The organism is Sphingobacteriales bacterium (assembly GCA_016700115.1).
Lineage (GTDB): Bacteria > Bacteroidota > Bacteroidia > Chitinophagales > UBA2359 > UBA2359.
The window spans coordinates 213,833-226,264 of sequence record CP064999.1 but is presented as its reverse complement, the minus strand read 5'-3'; the positions used below and the strand labels follow the sequence as shown (position 1 = coordinate 226,264).

The following is a 12,432-nucleotide window of genomic DNA, read 5'->3' as shown; positions in this document are numbered from 1 at the left end:
TGCTCAATGACCGACAACCTTTGTATGTTTTATCATCTGTTATAAATCGGGAGGTGTTAGAGCGGTAGTTTAGTCCTATATATTCAAATGATATTGGCCGACCTGCCAAACCAATTCGTCTGATGGGCGGACTACTTAAACTTAAACGCAACTTGTCAGACGAATCCGTAGTGGAACAATGGGCTGAATACCTTTACTATCAATATTTTTGTGGGATGAAGGATTTTGAACATAATCCTCCTTGTGAGGCATCAGAATTAGTTTATTTTCGCCATAGGATTGGAGACCTGGGAATAGAGTTGAAAGCATAAGTAGCTAAGACAAACAATTACAAACTGACAAAAAAACTTGACCCCTTACTTTTAAAGGGCTTAGGCTGTTTTTATTTTATTGTTGTTTTGTGTTACATATCGTTTGTTTATCAAAATTTTGTACCTTCGCTGTACCTTGATATGGGTGGAGATGCTAATATTTGCCTTCTTCCAAACATAAGCCATCGGCAAATTACCCAAACCAAATATTTTGATGCTATGAATAGAAGTTCAACCATAAAAACTTTTTTCAACGAAAAACAAGTTCTTGAAATAGATAGTGCAAGCAACTATTCCAGGTCGCCTTTAAAACCAAAGCTGCTAATGGAATATTTAAAAACCAATGAATTGATAAGTTACTTTGAAATAGAGAAAAATTTCATGCCGTTTAGCCATGAAGATTTTCTGATTGCACATCATGGCAATTATGTAGAAGCAATGTTTGCGGGCTTGAAGCCATTTTGTGAATATAATGGGTTAACATGGAGTGAACAGTTTTTAGAAAGTTTGACTTATACCAATTCTTCTCTTTATCACGCAATCAGGCAAAGCATTTTAGAACCTCAGCAAATCACCTTTAGTCCTACCAGCGGATTTCATCACGCCACACCGTCAGGAGGGCGTAGCTTTTGCTCTTTTAGCGGCCAGGTCATTGCCTCTATGAAGATTTATTCTGAATTTGGTTTTAGTGGTGCTTATTTGGATTTAGATGGACATTATGGCAATTCAATTCCTGATAGCTATAGCTATGTAAAAGATTTAGACAAAGCTATTCCGGTTGGTTGTAATGTCAATCTTTATGGTTATGGTAAAAATTATATTACTGATTTAGAACGCAATTTGGAATTTTTAGAGCAGAAAATCTTAAAAGATGAACTTCACTACCTTGTGTTTGCACACGGCGCTGATAGTCATAAAGATGATGATTTAGGAGGTCAGGTAAATACAGAGGAATGGTTAGAATGCTGTCATATTTTTTACAAATGGATAGGGCAACTTGATAAAAAACTAAAACGTCCAATACCCCTGACATTATCTCTGTTTGGAGGCTATCGCAAAGATGATTATGAAAGTGTACTTTCTTTGCACACTTCAGATTTGGTAATCTGTTTAAGCACTTTATGTGGTTCAGATATTCGATATCAATCAAAAGTTAAACCAAAAAATAATTCAATCTGATTGAAACACAAGAGCAGGCAGTAGTATTTAGTGCTTGCAAAAACTACATAGAATCAAACAAGATCTGCCAACGCTTAGGGCGGCAATGGACTGACACACCAAATCTACAAAAAAATGCAGTGCCTTCGTAATAATGTATGTGCCTGATATTCAACGATTTGTGACTAAAAATGTATGAACATGGAAAAATTTTTTTTGTAAACAGGAAAATAAATTTGGTTAGTTTAAAAACCCATCGTAATATTGCGATAATATTCTCAAACCTATGGGTGTAACAAAGTCAGAAGTGTTTTCAGTAAATGATAACAGCGTAGCAAAATACGCGAAGGCCTTGTCGCATCCGGCAAGAGTGGCTATTTTGAAATTGCTCATACAAAAGCAATCATGTATCTGTGGCGATATTGTGGACGAATTGCCGCTGTCTCAGAGTACAATATCCCAGCATTTGAAAGAATTGAAGAAAGCGGGGATAATTAAAGGCGATATAGAAGGTGCTAAAGTTTGTTATTGTATTGATGAAAAAGAGTGGAATTTAGCTCAGTCCAAATTGAATGAATTATTTGTAAGTTTTCATATATCAGCAGCTAAATGTTGCTGATATTTTTTTGCCAAAAATCATCGGCATATTACGATAATATTTTTAAACAAAAAAATCACAAAACATGCAAACAGAAGAACAAACCAAAAAAATGGTAAGACAGAAATACAGTGAGATAGCCTTACAAGACAAGGAAACCAACGAATCATCCTGTTGCGGATCCACTTGTTGCAGTACTGAAGTGTACAATATCATGAGCGATGATTATACCACGTTGAACGGTTACAATCCCGAAGCCGATTTAGGGTTGGGTTGTGGCTTACCCACCCAGTTTGCCAAAATTCAAAAGGGTGATACGGTCATAGACTTAGGCAGCGGAGCAGGAAATGATTGCTTTATTGCCCGGGCAGAAACCGGTGAAGCAGGCAAAGTAATTGGTATTGACTTTACCCCGGCCATGATTGAAAAAGCTATAAGCAATGCAGTGAAATTAAATTTTAATAACGTTGAATTTATATTGGGAGATATTGAAAACATGCCGGTAAATTCAAACGTTGCAGATGTTATAGTAAGCAACTGTGTTTTAAACCTGGTGCCCAACAAAGACAAAGTGTTCAAAGAAATATACAGGGTGTTAAAGCCCGGGGGGCATTTCAGTATTTCAGATGTGGTGTTAATTGGCAACTTACCTGATGTATTGCGCAAAGACGCTGAAATGTATGTTGGATGTGTTTCAGGGGCAATACAAAAAGAAACCTATCTGGAATTGATTGCTGCAAATGGTTTTACTAACGTAACAGTTCAAAATGAAAAGCCGATTATAATACCTGATGATATTTTAAATAACTACCTGAACGAAGAACAGGTTGAAAATTTTAAAACAGGTAACACCGGCATATTCAGCGTAACCGTATATGCAGAAAAACCAAAAAAATGCTGCGGTTCTGATTGTTGCAGCTAAAAATTACCATGAAAAGAGTTTTAGTATTGTGTACAGGCAACAGTTGCCGCAGTCAGATAGCAGAAGGTTATCTGAGATACTTTGCCGGAAACAAAGCAGAGATTTACAGTGCAGGTGTAGAAACGCATGGCGTAAATCCCCGTGCCATAGTCACCATGAAAGAAGATGGCATTGATATTTCAGAGCATACTTCAAATAACCTTGAAGAATACCGGCACATTGATTTTGATTTTGTCATAACAGTTTGCGACAATGCAAAAGAACGTTGCCCCTTCTTTCCATCAAACGCCAAAAAATTCCATTGCAATTTTCCTGACCCGGCCAAAGCACAAGGTACTGAAGAAGAAATTCAATTGCAATTCAGAACAGTCAGGCAAATGATTAAAACGTATTGTAAAACATTTGTTGACGAAAATCTATGAAACAATGTATAGCTGAAGCTATAGGAACTTTTGCCATTGTGTTTTGTGGCACAGGAGCCATAATCATTAACCAGCAATCAAATGGAGAAATCACCCATACAGGGATTGCTATTACGTTTGGTTTAATCGTTATGTCCATGATTTATGCTTTAGGAAATATCTCCGGAGCTCATTTTAACCCGGCGGTAACAATTGCATTTGCCTTTGCCAAAAAATTTGAGGTAAAAAAGTTGATACCATACATCACAAGTCAGATTATCGGAGCAATTACAGCAAGCATCTTACTTCGGTTTCTGTTTCCGGACAACCGGCTATTGGGTGCATCGCTTCCGGCAGGCAGTGAAATGCAATCTTTTATTCTTGAGTTTATTCTCACTTTCTTTTTGATGCTCGTAATACTAAATGTATCTCACGGCTCAAAAGAACAGGGGATGTTTGCAGGATTGGCTATCGGTGCTGTTGTATTATTGGCAGCAATGTTTGCCGGTCCAATATGCGGGGCATCTATGAATCCTGCACGGTCGTTAGCTCCTGCAATAGTTTCAACACATGTGGAACATTTATGGCTCTATTTGTTTGCCCCTGTAACCGGAGCGGCAACGGCCGTTATAATTTGGAAATACCTTAGTAAGTAGTTTGTTTTTTTTCATAAAAGTGGTAAAGCAGATAACTCTTTGCTACCCAAAGGGGATGAGGGTAGCAAAGAGTTATGTTCGAGTTATATTATTTCGGGAATAAATTTCCTTAAACCTGAAAATGAGGTAAGGGGGATTATATGGTTTAACTAATTATTTCACCCGGTTCTTTTCGTCTTCCAGCCCGGTTTTGCGTTGTCCGCCGTTTTTAAGTTGGTTGTTGCCAAACAGGTAACTAAAGTTCAGACGCAATTGTCTGCTTTCCCAACCACCTCTTGCGTCAACATAGAGACCTGCGAAATCGCTGATTCCACGCCAACGCATGGTTTGAAAAATATCGGTCAGGCTGAGTTTCAGATTTCCTCGTTCACTAAACATTTTTTGTTGCCAGCCGATGTCCATTCCCCAAAATCGTCTGTTTCTGAAAGTGCCCCCCCAAATAGAAGGAGAGTTGTAAAAACCTGAAAGTTCAATAGAAGCTTTAGGGGTAATGGTAAAAGTATGTTGCATATAGACTGAAAAGGCGTTGACTTTTTCGTCTATTGTTTTTTCCGAGCCGAAATCGGCCAGGTATCTGTTGGTATAGCCGTTTAGATTTGCAAAACCGCTCCACCATTTAAACAACTCAAAGGGATAGCTGATGTTGGCGCTAAGGGTTTGTAAACTACCCAGATTCCTTGTGGTGATAAAATTTCGGTTGGTTTCGGTAGTATCTGTAATTTCTGTAAAATAGTCTTTTGTGTGATTGTATGACAATGATGTGTTCAGGGTATAGTTAAAAGTATGGTTAACCGATACGCTGTTGGTGTATTGAGGGCGTAAAAATGGATTGCCCTGTTGATAGGTAAGCTCGTCTAATTTGCTTTGAAACGGATTTAAATCCTGATAAGTAGGCCGATCAATTCGGCGGCTATAATTTAGGCTAAGCGAATTTTTCTGATCGAGTTGATACGAAATTCCTCCAGAAGGGAAAAAGTCAATATATTGCCGGTCAACATTGTTGTTGTTGTTGGGTTGAGACGCAGTCAGTTCGCCCTTTGAATTCGTTTGTTCGGTTCTCAATCCAGCTTGCAAATTCCATTTGTCAATTTTCCGGGAATAATTGATATAAAGCGCATTGATGTTTTCGGTATAGATAAAATTATTGCTTCTGTCAGGATTAGGATAAAACACATCGTCATAAATGTCGAAGAAGTTGAAGCCGTTTTTTGTTTTTACCAGCGAAAACTTAGCGCCAATACCCAAAGTGCCTTTCCAAAGAGCTTGCTCATAATCGGTTTTAAAGGTATAGATGTCAATATCCGTTATTGTATTCATCTGATAAAGCCTTTCCGTAAGAATAACCGATTCGTCGGAATTTGTATAATAATTGGGCTGATAGGTTTTGTTACTGTTTCTGAAAAAAGCATAGTCGGCATCTAAACCAAGACTACGACCGGTAGTATCGGCAAAACGGTAGTTGAAATTAAACGAGGCATTGTTGCGCCGGGTGTCGGTTTTGTTTTCTGCTAAAAGTTTTCCAAGTACGATATCTGTGATCATCGGTGAAATATCGGTTATGGCATCACTGTTAAACCGGTTTTTGGTAATAAAAGCAGAGGCAACTGCACCAAGAGTATGGCGTTTGTTGAGATACCAATCAACCCCGGTTTTAAGGTTATGGGTTTGAAGGCTGTCAATCATAACAGATCGCTGATCATAAGTGGTATCAGCTTGTTGTCTGTAGAGATCCATGAAATTTTCGTTTTTGGCAAAGTTATTTCCGTAACTGCTAAAAATATTAAGGTCTTGATTGCGATGATTAAAACTTAACGAATTTTCATTTTTAAAAAACTTGCCATAGCCAACACCGGTATTCAGTGTTAGGTTGGTGCCAAACCGGCGATCTTTTACCAATTTAATATTTATAATACCTGCGTTACCGGCAGCATCAAATCGAGCAGATGGGTTGGTGATGATTTCTATATTTTCAATCTGTGAAGAGGGCAGATTATTGAGCCAAACGGCCAAATCCGGTCCGCTAAGTGGCGAGGGCTTGCCATCAATATAAATTTGTACGCCTTCTTTTCCCTGCAAAATGATGTTGTTGTTGCGGTCAACCACAACCCCCGGTGATTTTCGGAGCAATTCCAGCGCGGTTACCCCTGTTGTGGCAATATTGTCTTGTACATTAAACACTAATTTATCGGGCAACACCTCTATGAGCGGTTTTTTATACACTACTTCAACAGCATTGAGGGTTTGGGTTTGCTGAACAAGGGTAATATCGGGCAACCGGAAGGCAGAGGTTGATTCGGTCAATGAAACGGTTTCGGAGTAAAACTTTTCGTATCCCAGATAACTAACTGTTACACGATAATTGCCGGCAGCAATATCGTTAAATTCAAAAATCCCCTGTAGGTTAGAGATGGCACCTTTTACCATCACCGAATCCGGAAAGGATAACAACACTACGGCCGCTCCTACGGCATCTTCGTTATCTCCCGTTAAAATTTTTCCGCTCAGGTTGTTTTGGGCTTTCAGGGTTGTTAAAAACAGGAGCGCTGAAAGAAAGTAAAGAATGTGTTTCATAGCTATATTGGTTTTTAAGAGAGTGGCGTGGGTATTTATGGTAGATAGTTTTCAGTAAAAAAATGCTCTTACTAAAGAGGGATTATCAAAATCTGTGCAAATTGCTAATTTAGTGGGCATTATTCGGTTTTTATGCAAAAATATTTTGCAAAGGTCGCGCAAATGACACGAACTCTTATCAAAAAGCTGATATTGTGTTTTATAACCTAAGTGGTGTAAAGCCGGCAATAGTGAAGCAAAGTACTTAAGCAGGCAATTAAAAAGGGTAGGGTTGACATAGTAGTTTAAAGGAGTTGACGAAAAAGAAATTTGCCGAATTAGTAGTCCAAACAGGCCAACTTGTTACAAAAGGCTTTTAAAAAGTAACAGACATTCTTCTTCTTTTTGTCGCATCAGCGCTTGTTCTTCGGTTTTTTTGTCTTTAAAACCGAGCAGATGTAAAATGCCATGAGCAACCACTCGTCTTAACTCTTCGTCCGGTGAAACCCCGTATTTTTTTGCATTATCAACAACTCTTTCAATGCTGATAAAGATATCTCCTTCTATGATGCCGGGGTTGTCTGAATTGTCAAATGTAATGATGTCTGTATAAGTATTGTGTTGAAGATATTCCATATTGATTTGATACAGATATTCATCCGAACACAGGATAAAACTGGTTTCGCCTAAAGATTTATGGTGGTTTTCAACGATAGTTTTGATCCAGCGCTTGAGTTTAGCGCGGTCAGAAAGCCGGAATTGTATGGGTGGCATCAAATGGAAACTAACAGCCATAACCTTGACAACAAAGAAAATGCATTTAAATCGAAACAAGCGACTGCCCGTTCCGAAACAGGTAAACCCAATTAATTAAGAAAAATCAGAGAGGGAATATACAAGGAGCAATCAGGCATTTGTGAGGTTAAACCTGATTTCTACTTTTTTACCGTCATCCGAATATTGAAGTTGATCGGAAAGTTGTTTCATTAAAAAAACGCCCCGCCCGTTTGGATTGCAGATACAATCGGGAGTGGTGGGATCGGCAATTTTATCGGGATTAAAACCGCATCCTTCATCAGATACGGTAAAAGAGAGTGAAGATTTGGCAGGTTTGGCCTTTACAACTACCCTTTTGCAGGGGTCAGCCCCATTGCCGTGAAGAATAGAGTTGTTTACCGCTTCGGTCAGTACAAGCAGCATATTGAAGTACACTTCATCGCTCAGGTTATACTGCTTTTTAAGTTGTTGCAAAAACGGTTCTACTTGGGTAATACTATCCGGAACTGAATTGAGTTTTAAGGTAAACCGGCATTTTTGCTGCATGTTGTGTAACAATTGGTGCATGTAATGAATTTAAGTGAAGCAGGATGTTTTAAAAAATTTATCAAGCGGGTATCCACGGCAATATAGTACCGGAGATACCCGATTTTTTGTTTTATGAATTAAATAACGTTTAAAACGTCTTAAAAGTTACATTTTAAAAACTAATTGCTTTAAAATATCGCTCAACCAATGATTTGTAATAAGGTTTCAGTGAAGGCGGCACTGTTTTATACAAATCAATTTCTGATTGTTTCTTTTTTAAGTACTCTTCTACTTCGGGCGGAATTTGCCTGTTTTTTTCTTTTGCGGTTTCGGCAAGACGTTTTTCATCCCAATCTTGTTCCCGTTCGGCATCAGCTGCCCGCAACATCCGGTTCAAAATTTCCTGCTGTCGTTTCAGCATTTCGGCAGTCAGGCGTTTGTTGACCAAATCGGTTTCCGTTTGTTCCATTTGTTTAGGCAGGTCGCCAATGCCGTCTCCTTCTTTTTTTCCGTCTTTACCCCGTTGCTCCTGCATTTGTTCCATTGCTTTGCGAATAGCGGCTTGTTTGGCGGCCAACTCTGCGGCTTCCCGGCTCATTTGTTTGCCATCAGATTTGCCCTCTTTCATACCTTGCTGAAGTTTGGTAATCCGGTCGTTCAGTTGTTTTTGCATCTGACTCATCCCTTTCATTCCTTTAGGGTTATTGCCGGGCTTTTGACACATTTGATTTCCCTGCATCTGCTGCGCCATTTGCTGCTGCATTTGTTGCATAGCTTCGTCCAACATCAATGCCAGATTGTTGACACTTGTCATGATATATTGCTGGTTGGTTGCTGCAGGTGCCGGTTTCCGGTCGGCCAATTGTTCCAAAGCAGTGCCCATATTGCGGTTTATTTCTGTCAGTTCTTTGGTTATAAACGATTCTAACTGGAAAACCCTTCGGCTGAGTGCCATCAGGCTGTCTTCTATCAATCTGGCATCGTCTTTCAGTTTAAACTGATCCCGAACCAACGAAGTATAAAGCGGCGTGTTTACATCTATTTGCTGCATATTTTCCATCACATCTTCCTGATCCATTGACAGTTTTACGAGATTTTCGAGTAACTGCCGGATGGCCTGCATATCTTCTTCCATTTGTTGCTGTTGTTGCTGCATTTGCATTTGCTGCATATTTTGCGCCATTTCCTGCATCTTTTTAGACGCGTTTTTCTGGTTTTTGCTGGCGTTTTGGGATTTTTGTTGCTGCATTTGCTGCATACTTTGCTGCATTTCTTCGCTGATGTCCTGTTGTTGTTTTTCAGTTTCTTTTTGCAACTCCATATTATTATTCAGGTCATCGCTCATTTTTTGAAGTTCTTGCATGTCTTTTTTGACATCTTCAAACTTCTCGTTGATTTCCTCTTGCTTTTCCTGTTGTTTGTCTAAATTGCTGCCTTCGGGCTGTTTTTGAGTTTCTTCGCTGAGTTTTTCCTCTTCTTTGGCCAAGTCGTTGAGTTTGTCAATGGTCTCATTCATTTTTTGCTCAAACTCTAATTGTTTAAACAATTCCAACATCCTGTCCATTTCTTTTTCCAACTGCTCGCTGTTCATTTCAAAGTCTTTGAGTTGGTCTAAAGTCTCCTCTTTGCCCAATTTTTCCATCAACTCCTTCAATTTTTCGAGCATTTCTTTCATCTCGTCTGTCAGAAGTTCGTCCATCAGTTTTTGGAGTTGTTCTTGTTTTTTCTGCATGTCTTCAGAGAAGTTTTTAAACTCTTTCTGATTTTCCATATTTTGTTTAAACTCCTCCTGCATCTCTTTGATTTCTTCCTGCATTTCTGAATGTTTTTGCAGGAGGTTTTCTATCCGCTCCTTGTCTTCCCAGGAGGGTTCTTTTTTCTGCAATATTTTTTCCTGAACTTTTTTAAACTCGTCTTTCAGCTCATTGGCTTTGTTTTTCATTTTTTCCAAATCGCTTTTAATCTCTTTGTTTTTGGTATCGGCTTGAGCATCCATTTCCTCTAAGGTTGGAATTTCAAAACTCATCATTTGAGATCTGGATGATTTACTTCCGTTCACCCCGTCGTTATCCCAAACTTCAAAGAAATAAGTAAGTCGGTCACCGGGTTGAAGCCCTAACAGGTCGGTATCCCACATATAAGTGAAGCTTGCTGCCTTTTTGTCGGTACCCCCAAGATCAACTAATTTGGTGAAATAGCCCGAATCTGAAGAATAATTTTGGTCTTTTGGATCAACTTTAAATTTGAATTCGAGGCGGCGCAATCCGTAATCATCCGCAACATCTCCAAAAAAGTAAAAGTATTTTTCATCAAGGCTGTCCCGTCTTTCATTGGCGCTGATGATGGGGTATAAATCGGGCACCACCGAGATATTATAACTGATGGAATCGCCATTTGGAATTCGGGCGTTTGAGAGATACACCGTATAGGAAGCATCTTTAAACAATCGTTTGGTCAAAGAAAACTGTCCGTTTTGGTTGTTTTTGGCGGCTACAGGCTCGGTACCATCAAATTTGACGGCAATGTCATCAGTGTTCTGAGCTTCAAAATTCCACGTAACGGTAGTACCTGCCGGAACGACCATATCGCCTGAATTGCGAAGTTTTTCAGATTGCTGACCCGTATATGCGGGATATTGCACGTCAGTATAGAAACTGACTATTGCCGGTTTTGGAATAACTTTAAGGGTGTATTCTTTAGATTTAACATTGTTGGCTTCAAAATAGAAGCTGATATCTTTCTGAACTTTGCTGAACCTGTAGCTAAATTCGGTAGCGGAATTTTTTTTGAGTTTGTAGGGGAAATTATTGACCACAATAAACGCTTCGCCGGGCAAAACATCGCCCTGAACGTTGACCACTACATCATAATCGCTGAATTGTACGGTTTCCAATTCGGTAGTAACCAAATTGAATTGAAAAGGAGCCGGTGGTTCGAAGGTTTGGTTGTTGTTAATCAACCTTGTTGCGCTGCTTGGCAATAAATTTGGTGCTCCGATAAGGATGGCCAACAACAGCAAAACCGGAACAACAGCATATTTTGCATACTGGCGGTTGTTGCGAAGATCTATCGCATTGGAAAATGGAACCGGCTTAATTTCTTCAATTTTTTGATTGACACTCGCTTCAATCAGAGAGGCATCGGCTACACCTTTGGATTGCTCTTTGAGTTGTAAAATATTGAGCAACTTGTCTTTTACATCAGAAAAATGGGCCCCGACAATTTGTGCTGCCTGTTCGTGAGAAATAATTTTTCCTAAATGGAAGTAGTTAAGCAGAGGAAGCAAGACCAATTTTACCAAAGAAAAAATGCTTGCTCCAATAAAACCGTAAAGCATCACCTTTCTGAGAGTAGTAGAAAGGTAAAAATAGTATTCCAGAAGATTGATGACTAAAAAAGAAAGCAATATAAATCCGGTGCTGTATAACAGCCCTCTGATGAGTTTATTGACGTAGTACTTTCTGATAAACTGGTCTAACTTGGATATGAGTAGTTGGTAATTGCTCATGTTTCCGGTCATAATATATTTATATATTTATCTTTCTTTAAAAAATGGTAAGGCAATAACAGATTGATATGCCATAAAGTTTGGAGCGACCAAGTTACCTAAATCTTTGATAAGGCGACTTGTTTTACCCCTGATTCGATACTTTTTAACATTCTCTAATCCACTATTATATCTTTACTACACAGAGATGGCTGCAGAAAATTTCGATTGTTAAAACGTATTTTGATTAAATTTGCAGGAGGTCTGTAAAGAGGCACTCAAAGCAACATTTTTTTACACGGTTTTGAAACGGCTAATTTTTAGGTAACGCATACTGAAAGGCATATAGTACATAAACAGAAAAAGATAGCCATCATCCACAAAAACAACCGGAAAATCCATGAATTTTTTATCCGAAGAAATCAGTAAATATGCAGAAGCCCATACTTCCCCGGAATCATCGGTATTGCATAGCCTTAACCGCGAAACACACCTGAAAGTTTTGATGCCTCAAATGTTGTCGGGATATCTGCAAGGTGCATTTTTAAGAATGGTCAGCCAAATGGTTCAGCCTAAATATGTGTTGGAGATAGGCACCTATACCGGATATTCCTCAATTTGTCTTTGTTCGGGGTTGAAGAGTAATGGTCATCTGCACACAATAGATATCAATGAAGAACTCTGCGACATTCAGCAGCATTATTTTAAAGCTGCCGGATTAGAGCAACAAATAACTGCTCATGTCGGAGACGCAATTGACATTATTCCGATGTTGGAAGAAACCTTCGATCTGGTTTTTATTGATGCCGATAAGCTTAATTACAGCAATTACTACCATCTGGTGTTTAACAAAGTGAGAAAAAACGGGTTTATTCTGGCAGACAATGTGCTTTGGAGCGGTAAAGTGCTGCATCCGAACAAAGATAAAGACACACAAGGTATCTGTGAATTTAACGAACTGGTTCAAAACGACAAAAGAGTTGAAAATGTGTTATTGCCGGTCAGGGATGGAATTATGATGATACGTAAACTGGTATAAAGCTT

At 39.0% G+C, this 12,432-nt stretch carries 11 protein-coding genes; 7 read left to right on the top strand and 4 right to left on the bottom strand.

Annotated features, from left to right (window positions below):
* Positions 1-122: 122 nt before the first annotated feature.
* The 6 genes from IPM47_00895 (at position 123) to IPM47_00870 (ending at position 4,046) form a co-directional block, all read left to right on the top strand.
* Positions 123-311: a transposase gene (locus tag IPM47_00895; protein QQS29538.1), complete on the top strand. Its 189-nt coding sequence runs from the start codon at positions 123-125 to the stop codon at positions 309-311.
* 324 nt (positions 312-635) lie between these two features.
* Complete coding sequence (locus tag IPM47_00890; GenBank protein ID QQS29537.1) at positions 636-1,490, top strand: hypothetical protein; 855 nt, start codon at positions 636-638, stop codon at positions 1,488-1,490.
* Between the two features lie 265 nt (positions 1,491-1,755).
* Complete coding sequence (locus tag IPM47_00885) at positions 1,756-2,088, top strand: winged helix-turn-helix transcriptional regulator (protein ID QQS29536.1); 333 nt, start codon at positions 1,756-1,758, stop codon at positions 2,086-2,088.
* 64 nt (positions 2,089-2,152) lie between these two features.
* Positions 2,153-2,989: an arsenite methyltransferase gene (locus IPM47_00880; protein QQS29535.1), complete on the top strand. Its 837-nt coding sequence runs from the start codon at positions 2,153-2,155 to the stop codon at positions 2,987-2,989.
* An 8-nt stretch (positions 2,990-2,997) separates the two neighbouring features.
* Positions 2,998-3,411 carry an arsenate reductase ArsC gene (locus IPM47_00875; GenBank protein QQS29534.1) on the top strand — a complete coding sequence of 138 codons (414 nt, stop codon included), beginning with the start codon at positions 2,998-3,000 and terminating at the stop codon, positions 3,409-3,411.
* Positions 3,408-4,046, top strand: a complete 639-nt coding sequence (locus IPM47_00870) for an MIP family channel protein (protein ID QQS29533.1) — start codon at positions 3,408-3,410, stop codon at positions 4,044-4,046. Before IPM47_00875 ends, IPM47_00870 begins: the two co-directional genes overlap by 4 nt.
* A 153-nt stretch (positions 4,047-4,199) precedes the next feature.
* On the opposite strand, the gene IPM47_00865 is transcribed toward IPM47_00870, so the two are convergent.
* The 4 genes from IPM47_00865 to IPM47_00850 form a co-directional block, all read right to left on the bottom strand.
* Positions 4,200-6,617 (bottom strand): TonB-dependent receptor, encoded by a 2,418-nt coding sequence (locus IPM47_00865; GenBank protein ID QQS29532.1) that lies wholly within the window; start codon positions 6,615-6,617, stop codon positions 4,200-4,202.
* A gap of 342 nt (positions 6,618-6,959) precedes the next feature.
* Positions 6,960-7,391 (bottom strand): rRNA maturation RNase YbeY, encoded by a 432-nt coding sequence (gene ybeY / locus IPM47_00860; GenBank protein QQS29531.1) that lies wholly within the window; start codon positions 7,389-7,391, stop codon positions 6,960-6,962.
* A gap of 111 nt (positions 7,392-7,502) precedes the next feature.
* Positions 7,503-7,940, bottom strand: coding sequence for an ATP-binding protein (locus IPM47_00855; GenBank protein ID QQS29530.1), 438 nt, complete (start codon positions 7,938-7,940; stop codon positions 7,503-7,505).
* A 133-nt stretch (positions 7,941-8,073) separates the two neighbouring features.
* Positions 8,074-11,421 carry a DUF4175 domain-containing protein gene (locus IPM47_00850; protein ID QQS29529.1) on the bottom strand — a complete coding sequence of 1,116 codons (3,348 nt, stop codon included), beginning with the start codon at positions 11,419-11,421 and terminating at the stop codon, positions 8,074-8,076.
* A 367-nt stretch (positions 11,422-11,788) separates the two neighbouring features.
* Between IPM47_00850 and IPM47_00845 the strand changes: the two genes are divergently transcribed.
* Positions 11,789-12,427: an O-methyltransferase gene (locus tag IPM47_00845; protein ID QQS29528.1), complete on the top strand. Its 639-nt coding sequence runs from the start codon at positions 11,789-11,791 to the stop codon at positions 12,425-12,427.
* The last annotated feature ends 5 nt before the right edge of the window (positions 12,428-12,432 follow it).

Excerpts from the sequence above, each read along its gene's own strand:
- IPM47_00895 (QQS29538.1), top strand. The coding sequence starts at position 123 with ATGGGCGGACTACTTAAACTTAAACGCAACTTGTCAGACGAATCCGTA.
- IPM47_00890 (QQS29537.1), top strand. The coding sequence starts at position 636 with ATGGAATATTTAAAAACCAATGAATTGATAAGTTACTTTGAAATAGAG.
- IPM47_00885 (QQS29536.1), top strand. The coding sequence starts at position 1,756 with ATGGGTGTAACAAAGTCAGAAGTGTTTTCAGTAAATGATAACAGCGTA.
- IPM47_00880 (QQS29535.1), top strand. The coding sequence starts at position 2,153 with ATGCAAACAGAAGAACAAACCAAAAAAATGGTAAGACAGAAATACAGT.
- IPM47_00875 (QQS29534.1), top strand. The coding sequence starts at position 2,998 with ATGAAAAGAGTTTTAGTATTGTGTACAGGCAACAGTTGCCGCAGTCAG.
- IPM47_00870 (QQS29533.1), top strand. The coding sequence starts at position 3,408 with ATGAAACAATGTATAGCTGAAGCTATAGGAACTTTTGCCATTGTGTTT.
- IPM47_00865 (QQS29532.1), bottom strand. The coding sequence starts at position 6,617 with ATGAAACACATTCTTTACTTTCTTTCAGCGCTCCTGTTTTTAACAACC.
- ybeY (QQS29531.1), bottom strand. The coding sequence starts at position 7,391 with ATGGCTGTTAGTTTCCATTTGATGCCACCCATACAATTCCGGCTTTCT.
- IPM47_00855 (QQS29530.1), bottom strand. The coding sequence starts at position 7,940 with ATGCACCAATTGTTACACAACATGCAGCAAAAATGCCGGTTTACCTTA.
- IPM47_00850 (QQS29529.1), bottom strand. The coding sequence starts at position 11,421 with ATGACCGGAAACATGAGCAATTACCAACTACTCATATCCAAGTTAGAC.
- IPM47_00845 (QQS29528.1), top strand. The coding sequence starts at position 11,789 with ATGAATTTTTTATCCGAAGAAATCAGTAAATATGCAGAAGCCCATACT.